Source organism: Sphingomonas sediminicola (assembly GCF_049991885.1).
In the GTDB taxonomy this organism is placed as follows: Bacteria; Pseudomonadota; Alphaproteobacteria; order Sphingomonadales; family Sphingomonadaceae; genus Sphingomicrobium; species Sphingomicrobium sediminicola.
Genome location: NZ_CP178916.1, coordinates 1,715,638 through 1,735,726, shown reverse-complemented (window position 1 = coordinate 1,735,726; position 20,089 = coordinate 1,715,638). Strand labels below are relative to the sequence as shown.

20 protein-coding genes are annotated in these 20,089 nt (G+C 62.8%); 6 read left to right on the top strand and 14 right to left on the bottom strand.

The window, feature by feature from the left end:
* Position 1: 1 nt before the first annotated feature.
* A complete protein-coding gene (locus ACMC5O_RS08965) occupies positions 2 to 631 on the top strand; it encodes a cytochrome b (RefSeq protein ID WP_187709072.1) in 630 nt (209 codons plus the stop codon).
* Here the strand turns inward: ACMC5O_RS08965 and ACMC5O_RS08960 are convergent.
* The gene (locus tag ACMC5O_RS08960; RefSeq protein ID WP_222949891.1) at positions 591 to 1,775 is read right to left on the bottom strand and encodes an MFS transporter; all 1,185 of its coding nucleotides are present in this window, start codon (positions 1,773 to 1,775) and stop codon (positions 591 to 593) included. The two genes, ACMC5O_RS08965 and ACMC5O_RS08960, sit on opposite strands and share 41 nt — an antisense overlap.
* A 54-nt stretch (positions 1,776 to 1,829) precedes the next feature.
* Between ACMC5O_RS08960 and ACMC5O_RS08955 the strand changes: the two genes are divergently transcribed.
* Positions 1,830 to 2,237 (top strand): MarR family winged helix-turn-helix transcriptional regulator, encoded by a 408-nt coding sequence (locus ACMC5O_RS08955; RefSeq protein WP_187709073.1) that lies wholly within the window; start codon positions 1,830 to 1,832, stop codon positions 2,235 to 2,237.
* A 7-nt stretch (positions 2,238 to 2,244) separates the two neighbouring features.
* On the opposite strand, the gene ACMC5O_RS08950 is transcribed toward ACMC5O_RS08955, so the two are convergent.
* Positions 2,245 to 2,469 carry a plasmid stabilization protein gene (locus tag ACMC5O_RS08950; protein WP_187709074.1) on the bottom strand — a complete coding sequence of 75 codons (225 nt, stop codon included), beginning with the start codon at positions 2,467 to 2,469 and terminating at the stop codon, positions 2,245 to 2,247.
* 124 nt (positions 2,470 to 2,593) lie between these two features.
* Between ACMC5O_RS08950 and typA the strand changes: the two genes are divergently transcribed.
* Positions 2,594 to 4,411 (top strand): translational GTPase TypA, encoded by a 1,818-nt coding sequence (typA, locus tag ACMC5O_RS08945; RefSeq protein ID WP_426692731.1) that lies wholly within the window; start codon positions 2,594 to 2,596, stop codon positions 4,409 to 4,411.
* On the opposite strand, the gene ACMC5O_RS08940 is transcribed toward typA, so the two are convergent.
* From ACMC5O_RS08940 to ACMC5O_RS08925, 4 genes are all read right to left on the bottom strand, one after another.
* Positions 4,408 to 5,436 carry a medium chain dehydrogenase/reductase family protein gene (locus ACMC5O_RS08940; RefSeq protein ID WP_187709075.1) on the bottom strand — a complete coding sequence of 343 codons (1,029 nt, stop codon included), beginning with the start codon at positions 5,434 to 5,436 and terminating at the stop codon, positions 4,408 to 4,410. The two genes, typA and ACMC5O_RS08940, sit on opposite strands and share 4 nt — an antisense overlap.
* Positions 5,437 to 5,495: 59 nt before the next feature.
* Positions 5,496 to 7,934: a DUF305 domain-containing protein gene (locus ACMC5O_RS08935; RefSeq protein WP_426692730.1), complete on the bottom strand. Its 2,439-nt coding sequence runs from the start codon at positions 7,932 to 7,934 to the stop codon at positions 5,496 to 5,498.
* 115 nt (positions 7,935 to 8,049) lie between these two features.
* Positions 8,050 to 8,229: a hypothetical protein gene (locus ACMC5O_RS08930; protein WP_187709076.1), complete on the bottom strand. Its 180-nt coding sequence runs from the start codon at positions 8,227 to 8,229 to the stop codon at positions 8,050 to 8,052.
* The gene (locus ACMC5O_RS08925) at positions 8,229 to 8,624 is read right to left on the bottom strand and encodes an EVE domain-containing protein (protein WP_187709077.1); all 396 of its coding nucleotides are present in this window, start codon (positions 8,622 to 8,624) and stop codon (positions 8,229 to 8,231) included. The genes ACMC5O_RS08930 and ACMC5O_RS08925 overlap by 1 nt, the downstream gene beginning before the upstream one ends.
* Before the next feature lie 209 nt (positions 8,625 to 8,833).
* Here ACMC5O_RS08925 and ACMC5O_RS08920 point away from each other — a divergent pair, with 209 nt between their 5' ends.
* Positions 8,834 to 9,652, top strand: a complete 819-nt coding sequence (locus ACMC5O_RS08920) for a cell wall hydrolase (RefSeq protein ID WP_187709078.1) — start codon at positions 8,834 to 8,836, stop codon at positions 9,650 to 9,652.
* Between the two features lie 181 nt (positions 9,653 to 9,833).
* Positions 9,834 to 10,337, top strand: a complete 504-nt coding sequence (locus ACMC5O_RS08915; protein ID WP_187709079.1) for a response regulator — start codon at positions 9,834 to 9,836, stop codon at positions 10,335 to 10,337.
* A gap of 15 nt (positions 10,338 to 10,352) precedes the next feature.
* Here ACMC5O_RS08915 and ACMC5O_RS08910 read toward each other — a convergent pair whose 3' ends face one another.
* The gene (locus ACMC5O_RS08910) at positions 10,353 to 11,306 is read right to left on the bottom strand and encodes a UDP-glucuronic acid decarboxylase family protein (RefSeq protein WP_187709080.1); all 954 of its coding nucleotides are present in this window, start codon (positions 11,304 to 11,306) and stop codon (positions 10,353 to 10,355) included.
* 204 nt (positions 11,307 to 11,510) lie between these two features.
* Between ACMC5O_RS08910 and ACMC5O_RS08905 the strand changes: the two genes are divergently transcribed.
* On the top strand, positions 11,511 to 12,146 hold the full coding sequence (locus ACMC5O_RS08905) for a PEPxxWA-CTERM sorting domain-containing protein (protein ID WP_187709081.1): 636 nt from the start codon (positions 11,511 to 11,513) through the stop codon (positions 12,144 to 12,146).
* Between the two features lie 82 nt (positions 12,147 to 12,228).
* On the opposite strand, the gene ACMC5O_RS08900 is transcribed toward ACMC5O_RS08905, so the two are convergent.
* The 7 genes from ACMC5O_RS08900 to ACMC5O_RS08870 all read right to left on the bottom strand — a co-directional run bounded on the left by ACMC5O_RS08900 (position 12,229) and on the right by ACMC5O_RS08870 (position 20,023).
* Positions 12,229 to 13,500, bottom strand: coding sequence for a pilus assembly protein TadG-related protein (locus ACMC5O_RS08900; RefSeq protein WP_187709082.1), 1,272 nt, complete (start codon positions 13,498 to 13,500; stop codon positions 12,229 to 12,231).
* Between the two features lie 107 nt (positions 13,501 to 13,607).
* Positions 13,608 to 13,892 (bottom strand): hypothetical protein, encoded by a 285-nt coding sequence (locus tag ACMC5O_RS08895; RefSeq protein WP_426692729.1) that lies wholly within the window; start codon positions 13,890 to 13,892, stop codon positions 13,608 to 13,610.
* Between the two features lie 2 nt (positions 13,893 to 13,894).
* Positions 13,895 to 15,157, bottom strand: coding sequence for a DUF1996 domain-containing protein (locus ACMC5O_RS08890; protein ID WP_426692728.1), 1,263 nt, complete (start codon positions 15,155 to 15,157; stop codon positions 13,895 to 13,897).
* 112 nt (positions 15,158 to 15,269) lie between these two features.
* Positions 15,270 to 16,358: a cell wall hydrolase gene (locus ACMC5O_RS08885; RefSeq protein WP_426692727.1), complete on the bottom strand. Its 1,089-nt coding sequence runs from the start codon at positions 16,356 to 16,358 to the stop codon at positions 15,270 to 15,272.
* On the bottom strand, positions 16,355 to 17,107 hold the full coding sequence (locus ACMC5O_RS08880; RefSeq protein WP_187709086.1) for a WecB/TagA/CpsF family glycosyltransferase: 753 nt from the start codon (positions 17,105 to 17,107) through the stop codon (positions 16,355 to 16,357). The genes ACMC5O_RS08885 and ACMC5O_RS08880 overlap by 4 nt, the downstream gene beginning before the upstream one ends.
* Entirely contained in the window at positions 17,097 to 18,587 is a 1,491-nt protein-coding gene (locus ACMC5O_RS08875) for an exopolysaccharide biosynthesis polyprenyl glycosylphosphotransferase (RefSeq protein ID WP_187709087.1), read from the bottom strand. The genes ACMC5O_RS08880 and ACMC5O_RS08875 overlap by 11 nt, the downstream gene beginning before the upstream one ends.
* Positions 18,587 to 20,023, bottom strand: coding sequence for a tetratricopeptide repeat protein (locus tag ACMC5O_RS08870; RefSeq protein ID WP_425506892.1), 1,437 nt, complete (start codon positions 20,021 to 20,023; stop codon positions 18,587 to 18,589). Before ACMC5O_RS08870 ends, ACMC5O_RS08875 begins: the two co-directional genes overlap by 1 nt.
* Positions 20,024 to 20,089 lie beyond the last annotated feature (66 nt).

Sequence of the window (20,089 nt, the reverse complement as noted above, 5' to 3'; positions counted from 1 at the left end):
GATGACGAGCGTCCCCGAAACCGCTCCTCAGCGCGCGGTGCTGCGCTATTCGAATACGGCCGTCGCATTTCACTGGATCACGGCCGCATTGGTCTTGTTGCAGGCCTATCTCGGCTTCCGGTTCGGGCTATCCGAGCCGGGCCCGGGTCGTGACGAGGTCTTCATCTGGCACAAGAGCGTGGGAGCGCTGATCCTGCTGCTGGTGTTGGCCCGGCTGGCCTATCGGGTGAAGAACCCGCCGCCGCCTTTCCCGCCCGAGCTATCGGCGTTTGAGCGCCTTGCGGCAGTCTGGAACCACCGCCTGTTCTATACCTTGCTCATCGCCATGCCGATCGTCGGTTTCACCGCCGTATCGGGCTTTGCGAACGGCCCCACGACGCCGCTGGTTGGGGGCATTTCGGTGCCCGTGATCCCCGGCATCAGCAAGGGTACCGGCGAACTGGCGGGAGAAGTGCATGAGATGGCCGCCTATTTGCTCGTCGCGCTAATCCTGCTGCACGTCGCTGCTGCGCTGAAGCACCAGTTTATCGACCGTTGGCGCGGTTCGGCCCGAATGCCGCCGTTCAAGGCTCCGCACGACGAGCCCGTGGTTATCGGGCAGGGTCGCGGCGAGACTCTCCAAGAAGGCTGAGCATTGCGAGCGCGACGGCGGCCGCGCCGGCTCCGGCGAGGAAGGTCATCGACCCGCCGTCGCGATCCCAGATGAAGCCGGCGGCAAGGCTCGCAACCAAAGTGCCGATGCCGCTGACGAAGTAGTAAGCGCCGAAGCTCGTTGCGCGAAGGTGGTCCGGCGCCGCATCCGCAATCATCCGGGCGAAGATGCCCTGCGTCAGGGCCATGTGCGCTCCCCACAACAGGATGCCGACAACCAGTCCGACGACGCCAATGTCCTGGCCCAGAAGGAGGTTGGCCACGACCAGGACGCTCATGCCGGCAATCAGGATGTGGCGGGGGCTAAGCCGGTCGCTCAGTGCTCCGGCGGGATAGGCGAGAGCGAGGAAGCCGAGGTTGAAGGCAACCAACGCCAGCGGCGACAGAGTGGCCGACACGCCGATGTCGAGCGCCCGAAGGATGAGGAAGCTTTCCGAAAACCGGGCAAGCGAGAACAGAAAGGCCACTGCCAGGAGCCGACGCATTGGCTTGTCGAGATCGCGGAACCCGCTGAACAGCGGCTGCTGCTTGCCGTCCGGAAGGTGAACCGAAGGCTCCTTCACGGCCGCGAGGGCCAGTAGGAAGGACAATGCGGCGGGGATTGCCGCGATCCAGAAGACCGCGCGGATGTTCTCGAGGAAGAGATACATCAAACCGATCGCGGCGAGTGGTGCGATCAGGGCGCCTACCGTGTCCAGCGCCTGTCGCAGGCCGAATGCCCGCCCGCGTATTTCCGGCGGCGTTTCGTCTGCAATGATCGCATCGCGCGGAGCACCGCGAATTCCCTTGCCGACGCGATCGGCGAAACGCGCGCCCATGAGCTCGAGTGCACCCTGAGCGATTGGGAAGAGCGGCTTGGACAGGGCGGCCAGACCGTATCCGAGCAGCACCCAGGGCTTCCGCTTCCGGCTTCGGTCGGAAAGCCGGCCGGACGCGAGCTTGGCGAAACTGGCGGTCGCTTCCGCAACTCCGTCGATCGCCCCGAGCGCAACTGCCGGAAGTCCGAGCGTCACCGTGATGAACGCCGGAAGTAGCGCGTGATAGATCTCCGAGCTGAGGTCCATCAGCAGGCTGACGAAACCCAAAATCCAGACGTTGCGGGGGAGCTTCGGTTTCGGCTGCACGCAGCTTGCTAGCTACAAACTTGCCAAGCGGCAAACCGTTGCTACTCTGCAATCATGTTGTGGGGCTCTTCACCGGCCGCGGTCGCGGCTCGTTACGTAGCGGTTTCGCAGCTGTTCCTTGCGGACGGGCCTGCTGAACGCGCGGATCGGGCACGCCGCATTCTCCTGTCCGCAGTGGCTTCGAATGAGCCCGCCACTCTCAACCAGGTGGCGAAGACCGTCGGGCGAGGCGCTCCGGCCGTCAGTCGCTCGGTCGATGCTCTCGTGCGCGTTGGCCTGGTCGAGCGGGCCGCCGACCCGGACAATCGCCGCAGGCTCGCCATGCGGCTCACGCAGGCTGGACGGGACGTGCTTCAGCAGCCGTCCGAATCCGGCGCCCTCGCGAGCAAGCTCGAACGGCTCGCGCCGAGCGAAGTTCGGGCGATCGAGCGCGCCGTCGAAATCCTCGAGCGCGCCAAGTAGCTAAGGCCTAACCTTTCCCGCGGCGGCGTCGGGTCTCCCAGCCCTTCTTGGCTGCCGCGCTGCGGCTGCTCGAGCGGCCAGAGCCGCTGTTCTTGCCGCCCTTGTCCTGCTTGTTGACCGTTGCCCAGGCCCGGCGCTCGGCTTCTTTCTTGCTTACGCCGCGCTTCTCGTAGCCTTCCTCGATATGCTCGGCTTTGCGGTCCTGCTTCTCAGTGTACGCACCGCGAGGCATGATAACTCTCCTTCGCTGACGATTTCGCGCCATAAACGCTTGACGGCGGCGCGCGTTGCCTCGCTGCGTTGCAACATCCTCGCTCATTCACTATGTCCGCGGCTCACATTTTCCGGGATAAATCATGAAGCTCCGTAACGTGGCGATCATCGCCCACGTCGATCACGGCAAGACGACCCTTGTCGACCAGCTCTTCCGCCAGTCCGGCACCTTCCGCGACAACCAGCGTGTCGAGGAGCGGGCGATGGATTCGAACGACCTCGAGAAAGAGCGCGGGATCACCATCCTTGCCAAGTGCACTTCGGTGGACTGGCACGGCACGCACATCAATATTGTCGACACTCCCGGCCACGCTGACTTCGGCGCCGAGGTCGAGCGCATTCTCAGCATGGTCGACGGCGTTATCCTGCTGGTCGACGCGGCCGAGGGGCCAATGCCTCAGACGAAATTCGTCACGGGCAAGGCGCTGGCGCTGGGACTCAAGCCGATCGTCGTCGTCAACAAGATCGACCGTCCGGATGCGCGCCCGGCCGAAGTGCTCGACGAAGTGTTCGAGCTGTTCCTGAACCTCGAAGCCAATGACGAGCAGCTCGACTTCCCGACTCTCTACGCGAGCGGCCGCGCCGGCTACGCGGGCCTTGCCGACGATGTCCGCTCCGGCGACCTGACGCCGTTGTTCGACACTATTGTCAGCCATGTCCCGCCGCCACGCGTCGACGCGGGCCCGTTCCGCATGCTCGCCACCCTGCTCGACCGCGATCCCTTCCTCGGTCGCATTCTCACCGGGCGGATCGAGAGCGGCAAATTGACGACTAACATGCCGATCAAGGCGATCGACGTGGACGGCAATGTCGTCGAGGAAGGCCGCGCGACCAAGGTCTTCGCATTTCGCGGCTTGGAGCGGGTGCCGGTCGAGAGCGCGGAAGCGGGCGAGATTGTCGCCATCGCCGGCCTCATCAAGGCCACCGTTTCGAACACCTTTGCCGATCCGGCGGTAAGTGCGCCCTTGAAAGCGCGGCCGATCGATCCGCCCACGCTGGCCATGAGCTTTTCGGTCAACGACAGCCCATATGCTGGCCGCGACGGTGACAAGGTGCAGAGCCGCGTGATTCGCGATCGCCTGGAGCGAGAAGCGGAGGGCAATGTCGCCATCCGAGTCACGACCGCGCGCGACAACGACAGCTTCGAGGTCGCCGGCCGAGGCGAGCTTCAGCTTGGCGTGCTCATCGAGACTCTTCGCCGCGAAGGATTCGAGCTGTCGATCAGCCGCCCTCGCGTTCTGTTCCGCGACGGCCCGAACGGTCTCGAGGAACCCTACGAGACGGTCGTGGTCGACGTGGACGACGAATTCTCGGGCACGGTCATCGACAAGATGGCGATGCGCAAGGCGGAGATGACCGACATGCGCCCGTCGGGCGGGGGCAAGACGCGCCTGATCTTCAGCGCGCCGTCACGCGGCCTGATCGGCTATCACGGCGAATTCCTGTCGGATACGCGCGGTACCGGCATCATGAACCGGTTGTTCGAGAGATACGGCCCTCACAAGGGTCCGATCAGCGGCCGCCAGAACGGCGTCCTCATCTCGATGGAGCAGGGCAAGGCCGTCGCCTACGCGCTCAACGCTCTCGAAGAGCGCGGCATCCTGTTCATCTCGCCGGGCGACGACCTCTACGAAGGCATGGTCATCGGCGAGAATGCGAAGATCCACGATCTCGAGGTCAATCCGCTCAAGTCGAAGCAGCTCACCAACTTCCGCGCTTCCGGGCCTAAGGACGAGGGCATCCGCCTGACCCCGCCCCGCCGGATGACGCTGGAGCAGGCGATCGCCTACATCCAGGACGATGAGCTGGTGGAGGTCACGCCTAAGGTCGTGCGCATCCGCAAGCGCTTCCTCGATCCGCACGAGCGCAAGCGCCAGTCGCGGAAGATGGAAGCCGCCTAGGCGGCAGCCGGAAGGTCGGGGCAAAGCACGACTTTGCCCTCTAGACCGCCTGCCTCAAGACGGCGATGCATGTCGGCGACCTTGTCGAACGAGATCCGTTCCGCGACGCGCGGCCTGATCTCGCCGGATTCCAGCAGGCGGAACAGATGTTCGAGGTCTTCCCGGAACCATTCGGGATGGCGCACGCGCATTGCGTTGATCGAATAGAAGCGTGCTCGCTTTCCGCCGGGAAGGAATCTCCAAAGGTACAGGCGGGCAATGCCCGACAGGATCGAAAACATTCCCTGCTTGGCCTGCACGCCCGCGGAATAGCCGATCGCGATGAGCAGGCCGCCTGGCTTCAGCGCAGCGAACGAGCGACGATAACCGTCCTCGCCGATCCCGTCGCAAACGACATCGAAGCCGCCGGGAAGGACTCGCGTGAAGTCTTCCTTGTCGTAGTCGACCGGTGTCGCGCCAAGCTCGCGGATCAGTGCGGCATGCTTGCCAAAGGCCCCGCCCCACATTTCGACGCCGGCAAGCCTTCCAAGCACGAGAGCGGCCTGACCGACCGCGCCGCCAGCGCCATGGACAAGGACACGATCGCCTTTCTTCACTTTGGCTGAGCGATGGAGGAGTTGGTACGCAGTCATCCAGCTGAGGATGAGTGTGGCAGCCTCCGCCGGGTCGACACCAAGTGGCACCCGGGTGAGGTTCTTCGCTTTCAGTAAGCGATAAGTCGCGTTGGAGCCGACCACCGTCATGTCGGCGACACGGTCGCCGAACGCAAAGCCGGTCACCCCTTCGCCGACCTGATCGACATCGCCGACGACGTCATAGCCCATGACGAAGGGCGGCTTCAGGCCGGCGGTCTGCGGGTAGAGGTGCTTTCGGATCAGCACTTCGGTGTAGTTCAGGCTCGAAGCGAGTACGCGGATTCTGACTTCGCCGCGGCCGGCCGCCGGTGTTTCGATTTCAGCGGTGCGCAGGTTCTCCGGTCCGCCATAGCGGCTGAGCTGGACAACTTTATTGGTCGGCCCGGTCATAGAGCCTGCCCCGCAAGATGTTTCGGCGCGCCGTCAGCTGCGCGTGCGCCAATATACTCTTATCTCAGCCGTTCCGCGATCCTTCCGAGGGCCTGGCGCAGCGCCGAGGCGCGCGTTGCCGTAGCCGGATCGCTGCTCGACGTGGGTACGCCTGAAGCCAGCCCGCCGATCCGCGAGGCGAGCTGCGCGTCGGACCTCTTATGGCCGATCTCCGTGGCAGCCTGCGTGAGTGCCTGCCTGAGCATGGCGATTTGCTCGGGGGGAAGCGCCTTCGCTCGCTCGAGCTGATCGAGATAGGCGAGGGCGATTACGGGATGGTCGGGCCAGGTCACGGGGAACTGCTGCTGCGGGTTGAACCGTCCGCCGTAATTGGCGAGCGCGGCCGCGGCGATTTCGTTCTGCGTCAGTTGTGCACTTGGGGTGAGCGCAAGCACATCGAGCCCGCGCGCGATCTCCGTTCCGTAGATGCGGCCGTTGTACCAATAGGCCGACCAGTAGCCGCCAAGGACGTTATGCTCCTTGTCGATCGGGCCGCGGTCGAAATAGGCGATCTCGACCGGTTTCGTGGAGTCCGTGAAGTCGATGATCGAGATGCCGCCCTGGTACCAGGCCTGCACGAAGATATCGCGGCCCGGGACGGGGATGATCGACCCGTTGTGCGCGACGCAATTCTCCTGTTCCGTCTGCGCGGCTGGCAGCTTGTAGTGACTGCGAAACCGAAGCTTGCCGTCGACGATGTCGTACACCGCGTCCGCGCCCCAGTTGCGCGGATCCTGAACCCGGCATCGAGCCCGCGACCCGCCGCCCCATTCGTCGGTGAACAGGACCTTGGTCCCGTCATTGTTGAACGTCGCCGAGTGCCAGTAGGCGAAGCCGGGGTCGAACACGGCGTCGATGCGCTTGGGTTTGCGCGGATTCGAGATGTCGAAGATGATCCCGTTGCCGGAGCACGCGCCGGCCGCCAGCTTGCGCGCTGGGAAGACGGTGATGTCATGGCACTGGTCTGTGCGGGCTGTTGAATGCTCGGGGTCCTCGTGGTCGTCGCCGCGGTAGAGGCCAGCGAGATTGCCGGTGGCGGGATCGGCGAAGACGGCCGGGCTGTCGATGATCCGCGCGCGGGACGGGTTCGAGACAGGGATCTCGACTACGTCGATGCGGAATAACGCGGTGCGGGGATCGCCCGCGACCTCGCCCACGCAGCCCTGGAGTTCCTTCTCGTCCCGGACGACCGACGTGCCGGAAACGTAGACGATGATGGAGCCGTCCTTGTCAGGGCCGGACACGACCGAATGCGTATGGGAGCCACGGCACGTCTGAACCAGTCCGACCTGAACGGGCAGCGCCGGATTGCTGATGTCGAAAATGCGGAGGCCGCGGAAGCGCTCGGCGCTCACGTCATCGATGACGCCCTGGCGCCCGCAATCGACGCGGCCGCGTCGCTGTTCGACCGACATGATCATCAGATTTCCGACGATCGAAAGGTCACCCTGGCCGCCGGGGCAGATGGTCGAGCTGACCAGCTGCGGCGCGCCGGCGGTGTCGATCCGGTAGATGTTGAAACCATGGTAGTTGCCGACGGCCAGTAGGTTCCCTGAAAAGGCCATGTCGGTGTTGGCGAAGCTGAGCAGCGGGAAGCGCTCGTCCTTTTCGTCCGCCGGTTTGTCGGCATTCGCCTTAGCGTTCTTGTCCTTCGGCTTCTCGGGCGGGAGGCCCGCAGGATTGGCGGGATCGAGGAATCCGGTCGGCTTGGGCAGCGACGCGACGAGCCGGAGGTTGCTGATTGCCTGGCCTGCATTTGCAAAACCGGGCTTGAGGCTCGATCGGGGGTCTTCGGCCAACGCTGGGACCAGCGCGCTCATGCGCTTGATCTCGGCCTTCTGGTCGTTGATCACCTCGTTCACGAACTCGAACAGGACAGGGTCGTAGGCCGAGCCCGCACGGTCGAGCAGCTTGTTTGCCATCGTGACCGCGCCCTCGTGGTGGGCGATCATCCGTTCGAGGAACATCCGGTCGAACGCGAGCCCTTTCGCACCCGCCAAGGCCGCCATCTGCTCGGGTGTGGCCATTCCCGGTACGCCGTGGTCGGTCATGCCGGATGCGGCGTGCATCATGTGCATCGCATGAGCATCGGGTCCCGACTGGCCGCGCTCGCGGAGCCAGGTTTTCATGAAAGTCATCTCGTCTGCCTGCGACGCGTCGATGCGGCGCGCGACGGCGATGACTTCCGGCCGATTGGTCCGATCCTTCACCAACGCCGCCATGTCGATGGCCTGCTGGTGATGGGTGATCATCTCCTGCATGAAGCGGACGTCGTCTGGCGAGAAGCGCGTGTCGGCGATGCGGATCGCATCCTGGGGATTGATCGGCCTAGTCGGCTGTCCAGGTGCTCCGGGCTGAAGGATGGGCGCGTTCTGCGCCAGGGCGGCCCCGGCAAGGACGGTGCCACAAAGCAGGAACGAGCGCGCAAAGGCGAACACGGACGGCCGACGCAAGATCATGGATGCCCCCTCAATTACTCATTGAGGTGGCGTAACACGGCAAATCAACATTGGGGAGCAGAGTCGGAGGAGCTGGGGAGGCACGACGCCGCCCCGGCACACAGCCGTCTAGCGACTATCTCAATTTCGAGATCTTGAGCTTGTCGGTTCGCGCGCGGTCCTTGATCGATTCCTCGCTGCGCGTAAGTGCCTTGGCGATCGCCTTCAGCGACATCCCCTTGCCCGCCAGTTGGTGTAGCTTCTGGATTTCGTCCTGCCGCCAGGGCTGGCGGTGCCGTTCAAATCGTTCAGCCATCAGCCTGCCATTCCCAGTACGGTTTTCCATTCGTCGTCGCGGACGGGCGCGACCGACAGGCGAGACTGGCGGATCAGTTCCATCTTGGCGAGCTTCGGCTCCGCCTTGATGGCCTTGAGGGTCACGGGACCGATCGCCTTCACCGGCTCGACCCGGACCGAGACCCAGTCGGTGTCCTTGGGGTCGGGCTGAGCCTCTCGCGTAATCCGCATGATCCCAACGACCGCCTTGTCGGTCATGCTCGCATAGAAGAAGGCTTCATCGCCTTTCTTCATCGCCTTGAGATGCAGGCGCGCGGCGTTGTTGCGCACGCCGTCCCACTCCGTGCCCCCGTCGCGGACGAGATCGTCCCAGCTGTAGCTCGAAGGTTCGGATTTCATCAGCCAGTACGCCATATCCGAACCAACTATCGCGCCACTCGGCTTCGCGAAAGCGGCAGTTTCGAACCGGCGAGTCGAGCCGATCCATCGGCGAGTTGAGAATTAACCGTAATGTTCCGCAGGTTAACCCGCTTGCGGCTCGACTCGCCGTCCCTAGGGTTGGGTTAAACGAATGACGCCCCTATCTGGCCGTTAACGATTTGAAGCGGGTGAGCCAGCGCGAATTGAGCGCGGCTCCGGGCAAGACGGACGACCAACTCCGCAGGATTGATCAGGCGCAGAATGAGCGCCCGGTAGCGGTCGACCGCCAGTACAAAGAGAAAGATTTGAAGAGGTTCTTGGTGGGCCGCGGCTTGACCGCGGTTGCGGGGCTATTCCTTGTAGCAGCGTCCAATTCGGCCACGGCAGCTCCGCTGTCGGCGGGAACGATCGACGCAGCTGCAAAGCCGCTGGGCGCCGTGACGCAGGTCGTGCGGTCTGCGGCGAGCAGCCTGAGCACTGCGACCACGGCGGTCGTCTCGACGGTTTCGGGCGGGGTCATCCAGGCTCGTCCGGCGACGGCGGTCACGATGAGCCTCGCGCCATCGATCAATCGCGAAGCTGCCTGGCTCTATCAGAACGGCTGGCCGCTCTATGCGCTGGTCGACCGCTACAGCACCGGCGCACCGCTAGACGAAGAGGCGACCTGCCTTGCCACGGCGGTCTATTTCGAGGCGCGCGGTGAATCGGTCGAGGGACAGCTGGCAGTCGCGCGCGTGGTGATGAATCGCGCAGCGTCCGGCCGTTACCCTTCCAGCTGGTGCGCTACCGTCAAGCAGCCGTGGCAGTTCTCGTTCGTCCGCAACGGTCAGTTCCCGTATGTCGACTCCGACTGCGACGCCTGGCGGAAGGCCCAGGGGATCGCACGCCTTGCCATGAGCAACGCTGTGCCCAGCGTGTCGAACGACGTGCTCTGGTATCACGCGAATTATGTCGCCCCATCGTGGGGACGCCGGTTGACCCGGGTCAGCCAGATCGGCGCACACATCTTCTATCGCGCTTAATTTCATCGAGTTTTTAAGAGGGGAGGGCCGGGACGCAGAGCGCGTTCCGGCCTTTTCTTTCATCTGGGCGGGCCACCGAGTCGGTTCGTCGTAAACTTCGTTCAACGGGGATTCGCAGCGGGCGATTTTCGGTCGAGCATCCGATCCAGTGACTTTCTCCATGGGGATGGGGAGGAATTCGGTGCTCAAGATCTTAATTGTTGAGGACGACTCTCAGCTCGCAACGACGCTGAAGTATCTGGTGGAGGACAATCCCCGATATAAAGTCGTCGCGATCGCGGACGATGCCGACAATGCTGTCGCTGCAGCTGAGCATTTCGAACCGGATCTCGCTCTCGTCGATCTGCACCTCGCGCGCGGCAGCACCGGTTTCTCGGCGGCGGTCCGGCTCGGCGACTTCGACGTGCCGTGCCTTTTCGTCAGCGGCAAGGCGCCCAACTTTCCGATGCCCGACCTTGCGCTCGGGTGCCTGATGAAGCCGTTCACCGCCGAAGAAGTGCATCGGGCCCTGAACCTGGCGGAAGACAAGCTTCGCGGCCGCGAGACCGTCCGGCCTCGCATTCCCCAGAATTTGAAGATTTACGAGACTCCCGCTGCTTCGGACGTCCCGGAGGCGGGCTTCATTCCCTCGCGTCGTTCACTTCGCACACGCTTTGAGCACTGGATCGCCGGTCAGCACCACTAGGTGCACCGGCAGGGGTCACAGGAACCGCCGGAAGTAATCGATGGTCTTCACCAGCCCTTGCTCGAGCTCGATCGACGGCTGCCAGTCGAGGACTTCCTTTGCCTTCGTGATATCAGGCTGACGCTGCTTCGGATCATCCTGGGGCAGCGGTTCCTGCACGATCTGGGAGCTTGAGCCGATCAACGCGATGACCTTCTCGGCCAGCTCGCGCACGGTGAACTCGTTCGGATTACCGATGTTGATCGGCCCGGTCGTCTCCGGCCCCGTTTCCATCAGCGCCATGAGACCGCGGATCAGATCGTCGACGTAGCAGAAGGATCGCGTCTGGCTGCCGTCACCGTAGATGGTAATCGGTTCGCCCTTCAGCGCCTGCATGATGAAATTGGAAACGACGCGTCCGTCGGCCGGGTGCATGCGCGGACCGTAGGTGTTGAAGATCCGAGCAACCTTGATCGGAACCCCGTTCTGCCGGTGATAGTCGAAGAACAGGGTCTCAGCGCAGCGCTTGCCCTCGTCGTAGCAGGAGCGGATGCCGATGGGGTTCACATGGCCCCAATATTCCTCGCTCTGGGGATGGACTGACGGATCGCCGTATACCTCGCTGGTCGAGGCCTGGAGGATCTTGCAGCCGAGGCGCTTGGCAAGGCCGAGCATGTTGATGGCGCCATGCACCGACGTCTTCGTCGTCTGCACCGGATCGTGCTGGTAGTGGATTGGCGAGGCCGGGCAGGCGAGATTGTAGATCTCGTCCACCTCCACGAAGAGGGGGAAGGTTACATCGTGCCGCATGAACTCGAAGCTGGGGTTCGAGTGCAGGTGCCCGATATTGTCCTTGGTGCCCGTGAACAGATTGTCGACGCAGAGCACGTCATGGCCCGCGTCAAGCAGGCGGTCACAGAGGTGGGAGCCGAGGAAGCCCGCACCGCCGGTCACCATCACCCGCTTTCGCATATTGTAGCTGCGAGCCATTCATTCCCCTCCGACACTGCGGCTGCCTCTAAGTAGCGAGTTCCGATCTCCGGTCGCAACCATTCCTCTTAGCACGGAGCCGAATCCCATTTTGATACAAAGAATGTTAATATCTTGTTGAGGAACATTAAGATTTCGTTTAGCGTTTGGATTGGGTGCTCATTCTAACAGGGATGGGTCGTCGCTCACTCAACGAGGTGAAATATGCGTCGCTCAGTTTTCAAATTCCTTGCTGCTGCCTCCATGGCCGCGGCCGCCGCGTCCCCGGCTCTTGCCAAGGACACCCGGCAGATCAATCTTCCGCCGTCCGGTGGCACGACTAACTCGCTGACCGTTGTGTCGGCTTGCGACCTCAGCCTCCCGACGCCGGACGCCATCGCGTGCGCCGGCTACTACTCGGGGAACCTGCTTAACGGCAGTGCAGAGGATATCGCCAACCAGCAGGCGGCGATCGACTCGCTTCCGGGTGACTTCCAGTTCGACGGTAACTGGAATGCCCTGGCCGACAACACGATCCTGTCGCTGACAAACGGCAATCAGCTGAACTTCGGCGAGACCATGTTTGGCCTGACGATCATCGGTGCCCACTTCGGCAACGTCGCGGGTCCGGCAGGCAATGTTTCGGTCTTCTGGCTGTTCGACTTCGGCACCACTGGCGCCAACTTCGTCACGCTGGACGATCCGAGCGGTTGGTCGAACGCCACGCTGTACACGACCGGCTCGCCTCCGGGTGTTCCGGAGCCCGCGACCTGGGCGATGATGCTGCTGGGCTTCGGCGCAGCGGGCACGGCGCTCCGCCGCAGCCGCCGTCGCACCGGCGACCTGCTTCAGATCGCCTAAGCACACTCGATTGAGTGAGCACGCAGCTGCCGGCCTTCGGGCCGGCAGTTTTCGTTTGTTTGTGTTCGCTATGGGCGGGCCGTCAGCCGACCAGCCTGACTTCGGTTCCGCGGAAGTTCATGACGCTCGAACCCGAGCAGCCCGACGCGATCAGGACACGGCCCTGGAAGATCAGGCGTCGTCCGATGAACCGGGAGCATTGAATGTCGGGTGTGTATGTCGCGTCGACGCGCAGCGTCTCCGACGGGAAATAGATCAGCCCTTTGAGCTCCGAAAAACTGTTCCCGCCGATGATGTTCTCGGTCTCATCGTGGGCACCTGCCGAGCGGCGGTCCTGAAAGATCAGAATTCCGGCGTTCGGGCCCTGGGTTGGGGCGGCAAGCTTGACCTTTGCATGACTGTCGATCTGAACCTTGCCAACTGACCAGGGATCGGTTGCTGCCTGCTCACTCGTCAGGAAGATCGTGCAGGCCTTGCACGTCACTTCGGCCGTCGGCCCGATCACCAGATTTCCGCGATTGAGGATGTATTCGCCGTCGGCCAGCAGCACCGGACCGTCGATGAGGACGTTTCCGTAGCAACCGGCGGGCAACGTGACCCGTCCGCCGTTCGTGGAGGCCGCGTCCGCGTTGATCGTCACGTTCGGGCAGCCGGTATTGGGGATCAAAGGCGGATCTCGCTCGGCAAGCGGGTCCTTCTGCCGCACGCTGTAGGCGCGCACGCGCGACGACTGGATGCCATCTGCGTCGATTCCGCCGAATGCGACGATATTCTCGGCCTGAATTGTCGCGGAGCCATCGGCCTGAATGGCCTTTGGGGACGACGCGTTGGTCGCCAGACCACAATCCATCTCAACGTCGGCGCTTGGATCAATTTGCAGTCCGGTTTCCGAACCGGAGCCGATGGCGAAGGCGCAGAAATCGCCATTCTCGACAACGGTTGCCGTGGCCTCGACTGAAATAACGGGTGCGCGTTTGAGGAAGAGCGAGGCGAACGTCATCCTCGTAGGACTTGCGATCCGCACCCTGACTGCGAACGGATCATCTTTGTAAATGTCCGGGGACTGTTCCGCCGTGACCGCACGTCGCGGATCGAGTTCCGGGTTCGAAGCGATCGAGCGGTCGACTGCCCCTTCCATGTCACCGGCCTGGATCAGCCCGTAGACGCCCGCGAGTGCAGCAGAGTCTGCGGCAGCCTGGAGCTCGCGCTTGGCGTAGACCCATTGGACTGTGTCCACGGCGAGTGCCGCGCAACCCAGAAAAATCGGAAGCCCGATCGCCGCCAGCGCCAGCACATTGCCGCGGTCATCCCTGAGCAGGGCCTCAAGAGTTGTGGTGACCCGTCGAAACGTCATGCAACATGGTTAGGCGGTCAGGGTTAAAGGACCTTTATCCTCGCCGATGGTGAGGTGCCGGAAGCTTTCCTGATCATTGATCCGGGCAAGGCCGGCGAACGGCTTTGTTACGGCTTTGGTTTGGGTTCCGGATGATCATGACGATCGTCGGCCCCCGGTGCTTTCGGTGGCACCGTCGTCGGGACATCGATCGGTTTTCCCATCGCGGCGTTGTTACCGCCTTCGGCCAGCGCGGGATGGCGCTTCATCGCCTGGATGAGGGCCTGACGCTCGGCGTCGTCACGCTGGATTTCCGTCATTGGTGGCTTATGCGATTCGCAGGCCGCGAGCGCCGCCGCCAAGACAAAGAGTGCAAGACCCCTTGCCTTGGCGGGTGCGATCGCCAGGATCATGACTACGGGACGGGCACGAGCCGCGGGCTCGCCAGCCATGTGAAACCCGCATACTGCTTCATCTGCTTGCCGTTGCCGAGGTTGCCACCCGAGCAATTGAGCATTTTGTTGATGCAGTTGTCCATCCACATGCTCATGACCGTATTGTCCCAGGCCCCGAACCAGTCGGCATGGAACGTAGTTCCTGGCTTCGACGGGGTCATTCCGGCCATAGTGTCCGAAGACAGGCTCCACGTCACGGTCTTTCCCGCTTCCCAAGTGCCCGAGCGGTCGAGCGTGTCGTCGACCGTGTACCAGGCACCAAGCGTGAACGCCGGTATGACATAGGGGTGCGTCGACGGACACTTGTAATAGCCCCAGTCACCGTAGCTCCCGTAAGAAACGTGGCTCCGGTGATCCGGGCTGTCGAGGTTCTTGCCGTCCCAGCAGTCGGGCGCCTTGATGACCGCTCCGATCTGCGCCCCCGTCGGGCAGTTCTTGGCGGCCGTTACGAGATCCGGATAGGTGCCGGGCACGGCGCCAGTTCCCTGGCAGTTGAAGTAGAGCGACCCGGTCGGAGTCTTCGCCGGATCGAGCATGTTGTATCCGAATACGAATTTCAGTCCGTTCGGGAGCGGAACGCAATTGCCCTCCGCTTGCGGGTCGCCGCTCGTCAGCGAGCATTTCGGATCCGTGATCGGCCGGCGCTTGTAGTAGATTGCGACGAAATCCGGACGGACCACGCTGCCGCGGCCGTTTAGCATGGCGGGCATCCAGTACGCCGAACGATTCAACGGCGACATGCACGTGCTATCGCCTGCTCCCCTCAAGGATGCATAGGTCGAGTAGGCGTCGGCGGTCGTATTCCCGTAGAACTGGTGAAGGTGCGACTTTCCCGGTTGGCCCGGGAAGACGATGGGATCGTCGTAACGCAGCTGTCCCGCATTGCAGATGAAGCGGAACGCGCCAACGACGTCCGGGGCGGCGGATCCGGGGACGGTCGCGCTCACCAGCTCCGTATTGATGTCGAAGTTGCTGGGGACCATCGTTTCCTCGGTGTAGAAACTGTTGGTCGTGGTCGACGTGGTGGTCGTGGTTGTCGTGCCGCTCAGACTAGTGTCCGTAGTGGTGGTGGTTGGCGCGGGATCGGTCGTCCGACCCTTCTTCTTGGTAAGCCTCAACGGATCGAACTGGCCGCCGGTAACTTCCGGCGCCACCATAGTGACAATCAGCAGAGCAGCGACACCACCTGCCAGGGCCTTAAAGGCCGAGAAATCTTCGCCCATCTGTTTTGCCTCCCCAGACAAAAGCAGGGGCACATTCGGGCTTCCGGAGTTAAGATATCGTCACTCCGTAGGAAACTCTGGATTAACCGTGTTTTCGGTCGGGCGCGGCGGATCAGCAGCCGGCGCCGGTTCCTTGCACGCGAAGGTCGTTGGACGAGAGCGCTTTCATCCGTTTTGCTCCATCGTCAGGGCAGCCCTGTGTCGTCTTCGATGTTGGTTTGGAAGAGGTGGGTGGTGCGCTTGGCTCGCCGTCAACCAGCAACGTTCCCTGGAGAGCGTCGGCGACGAGCTGCGGCTTGGGCTCGCCGCTGGTGATCAGATCTCCTGCCGATACCCGAAGCGGATCCTCGACGGTCGGGCCCGACAGCATTGGCCCCGCGTTTTGAACTGCATCCAGCGCCACTTCCACGGTCGTGGGCGACGGCGGCAATGGCTCCGCACCGCTGTAGCGCTGGCGGAAAGCGTTGATTGCGCCGAGGCCGCCCTTGAGGCGATAGAAGATATGCCGCCCGATCTGCACCGATTTGTCGAGCGAGTCGGCCCAATACGGAAGGACGTAGTCGGCATGATAATGGGTCGAGTGACCCACCGGCGCGAATACCTTTCCGGCAAGGGCCTGACTGGCGATCCTTTGAGCCTGTTTCCATAGGGCAGGGATCGGAATTCTCGCGAGCGAGCCATCGCAGGTGAACGTGAACTGGCAGCCGACCGGCCGGTCCGAGCCCTGATAGACGACGCCGCAAACGCTTGCCGGATAGGCAGGGTGACGCATCCGGTTCAGCACCACTTGAGCCACCGCTCGTTCGCCATCGGCGCCGTCGCCCGCCGCTTCGTAATAAACGGCTTGGGTAAGGCACTCGAGCGCGCGCTCTCGCGATGTGGAGTCGGCTTTGAGGGTGAAGGCGGCCGCGGCACTGTCGGGCCGCTCCGAGAATTCTCGCTTCGAATTTTCAGCGAGCGCTTCTTCAGGCGAGATCGGCCGAAGGAGATCGGGGGGCGGGATGTTCAATTTCACCGTCACCGATCTCGAAAGTGCGGATGGCTTGTTCGAGCGCGCGATTTCGAATGGTTGTGACCCTGATTGCGAGAGCAGGATCGCTGCCCCGATGATGAGGAAGAGGACTGCTGCGCCTATTCCGCCGAAAATGAACAAGCGCCGGCGCTGGCGCTTTCTCCATTGTCTCGCCGCTTCGACTTTCATGCGGTTCTTTTTCGCCATCGAAGGGCGAGCAAGAAGATGGCTGGGCCCTCGACGAGATACCGGCGCCACAGACGCCGGGGATCGGTTAGCAGGCGGTGTGCCCATTCCAGCCCCAATCGCCGGGCCAGCACCGGAGCGCGTTTAGTCTGCCCGGTTATGAACTCGAGTGCCGCCCCGATGCAGAAAGCCATTCCACTCGCGGTTCCAAGTTTCGCCGCTTCGGCGGCGATCATCTCTTGCTGGGGCGAACCGACGCAAATGAAGCTGAAGCGCGCCTTCTGATCCGAGATGAATTCCGCGGCCGTCGTTCGCGCATCCGGGTTCTGCATCAGGCCCATCGGCGGGCAATGCTGGACGAACTGAATTTTCGGGTGCGCTCGCTGGAGGCCTCGGAGAAGCGCCGGGTCGCCGCCGACAATGGCAATCCGGTCCCCGCTTTGGATCACCCTGTCGAACATGAGTGCGGTCAGGTCGCTCCCAGGCAAGACCGGCAGGTGCACGCCGCGCCATCTCGCGAGCAGACCCAGGACCTTGCTGTCGCAGATACAGAGGTCGGCCCTGCGGTACGCTTCCTCAAGACCGTCTATCTGGCCGCTCCGCTTGTGAAGGCGAACCATGTGATCGACATTCGGAGTGACGAGGTAGCGGAACGGAGCGCCGGACCGGGTCTCCTCGATTCGGGAAAGCAACCGGTCGACCGAAAGGACATCGAAAGCGACGTCCAGAAAGTTCTCGCGGTCAGTAGGCATCGCGGTCGAAAAGCACCGCGCGAACGGTCGCAATCATGATCCAGAAGTCGAGACCCAGTGACCAGCGGTCAATATATTCCTTGTCCAGCTCGACCCTACGCTTCGCGCGCTCGACCGAACGGATTTCGCCGCGAAGGCCCTTGACCTGAGCGAGGCCGGTGATGCCCGGCCGAACGCGGTGACGCCCCGCGTACCCGCGTACTGCATCCTGATAGTAGCGGTCCCCGACCCGCATCTCGAGCGCATGAGGCCTCGGCCCCACGAGCGACATGTCGCCTCTAATGACGTTGATCAGCTGCGGTAGCTCGTCGACGCTCAGCTTGCGAAGGATCCGGCCTACCGGAGTCACTCGCGGATCGTCGCGTGTCGTCGTCTCGCGCGCGCCGAGGTCCGACTGGTCCGCGAACATGGTTCGGAACTTGAGGACGTGGATGATCTCGTTGTTGAAGCCTACCCGCGGCTGCACGAACAGCACGGGGCCAGGGCTCGAGAGCCGAACTAGAAGTGCCGCGAGACCAATGATCGGCGAAAGGAAGACGAGTGCAATCCCACCAAGGATAAGATCTTCGCCTCGCTTCACGAACTGGTTGATGTCGCGGAACGGCCGCTGCCACAGGTTCAGAACTGGAAGCGATCCAAGGAGATGGACCCGATAATCCGGGGCGAGCTCGATCGCCTCCGGCGGTATTAAGGACACGTCGACCGAAACGGCGCTCAGTCCGTCTACGATTTCGTGCAGTCGCTTGGTCGGCAGGTTTGGAACGCTGATCAGTACCTGGTCGACTTCGCCTCGCCGCGCGAGCTCGGCCAGTTCCTTGTAGCCTCCGATTAACTTGAGATCGTCGAGCTTGCCGATCTTGGGCCTGTCGTCCGCGACTCCGACGAAGCGCAGGTGAGGCAGATCGAGCGCGCCCAGCAATTGGCGTATCATTGCGATCGACTGAGGATCGGCGCCGTAGAAGGCGATGCGCTGCTCGATCGATCCACGCGCCGCCATGCGGGTGAGGCCGATCCTGATCAGCGGCCGGGACAATGCGAGGCAGAAGAGCAGCGAGACGAGATACAGCAGGCTGACACCGCGGGAATAATTGCCGATCATCCCGAACTGCCAGACGAGCGCCGACGCGAGGAGGCTGCTGACCGTCGCGTCGACGAGCGCGTCGCCTTCCTCATGCATCAGATTGACGAGCGTGCGGCGGTAGGCGCGCCTCGAGGAACGGATCAGCAGGAAGCTCGCCGAGAGGATGGCGAACGCAAAAACGTGCACCGAGTATATGAGCCGCTCGCCGACGAGGAGTTCGTAAGCGATGAGCGACATGGGGACGCTCAGGGCAAGGCATGCCAGGTCGCTCGCGAGGATGATCGGCCCGACGATGTTCGATGTGAAGCGCACTGGCCGCTTGCGCGAGTCAGTAGCCCGCGCATCGACTGCGGGATCAACTGGTTTCTGCACCACGATTGCGTCGTCAGCAGGTGGCATCAGATGAATTCTCGCACCAGCTCCGCATCCTGTTGATGTCGGTATTCCTCATCCACCGCCTCGGCGGCGTCTGGTCCGTCGGACTTGGCGACATGCGCACGCAGTGCCTCGTAAAGGTCGCGGTTGGCGGGAATCTCATGAAACGCATTCCAGAGTGTCCTGTCCAGCTGGCGGCTGTCACCAGCAGCAGCATAAGCACGCGCAAGCAAGAGACGATCGCGAGCCGACTTGGGCAGGACGCTTACTAGCCTTTGGGCATCGCTGATCGCCGCAATTGCCCTACCAGCTCTTATTTCGAGGTTAATTCGCGCGCGCAGCGCATAGACGTGATCGGGCTCCAGCTTCAGGATCGTGTCCAGCATCTGCTTTGCTTCAGCAGTGCGGCCGCCGATCGCCAGCGAGTCCGCGATGATCGCATTGGCGCTGGAGTTGGCTAGGCTGATCGGAAGGATGGGCCTGCCACCGGCCAGGTCGATGGCATCCTGAGGGCTGCCGACCTCATTGAAATAGCCCGCATAGGCCAGCCGCTGCTGCGGGCCGGCCGCCCTGCTGAATTGCCGCGCGGCGGCGAGTGCCTCCGGCGACCTCCAATGCTCCGCCCACAACCAAAGCACGGAATCCACTTGTTCGCCGGGCGCATCGGGCTTCAGGAAAGGCTGTGCCGCTCGCAGGGCGCCAGCGATATCCTTCGAACGAAGCCTTGCGTCCACGGCAGCCAGACCGGCATCCACATCCTTGGGATCCAGCTGTGCGACCCGGCTTGCCGCGGACGCCACCCCCGGCCAATTCTCGTAGCGTTCGTGGAGCGCCATGAGGGCCTTCAGGGAGCCAGCATCATCAGGGCGAACGACAAGCTGCTTTTCTAGTAACGAGGCCGCTTCTTCATGCTTCCCGCGCGCCAGCAGGATGCGCGCCTTCAGCAACTTGGCGCCCGGTTCGAACGGGAGTGACCGGAGCAATGCGTCGGCCTGCCGATCCGCTTCGTCCAGGTTCTGGCGCCTTAGTGCCGCATAGCCGTGGGCGAGCTTGACCGCCGGTGCGTCGGCGGAAATGAGTTCAAGCTGCCGAGCCTGCTTCTCCGCCACGTCGATGTCGCCGCTGAGCAACGCCAACTGTGTCAAGTTTGCAAGGACCTGCGCGTTCGTGCGATCTAGTTCATGCGCCCGGGTGTAAGCATAATAGGCGTCGCCGAGCGACCCCAGTTCGACCTGGACCTTGCCGAGTTCCTCCCAATAAGCGGGCTCGTCGTCCTTGGCGGCTACGACCTCGAGCAATGCCCGTCGAGCCGCGAGCAGGTCTCCGGACGCAACTGCGGCCTGATATTCCTCAAAGCCCGCACGGGCTTTTGACTCTGATGAACTGCAGCCGGCGAGAGCTACCGAAAGCGCCGTGGCGGCAATGCAACAAGCCGCAAAAAACGGGCTTCGGACCTTCATAATTTGTATATACTACTCTGCGAGTTATCGTTTTGTAACCTAGCATGCTGAACGACGAGACGATCT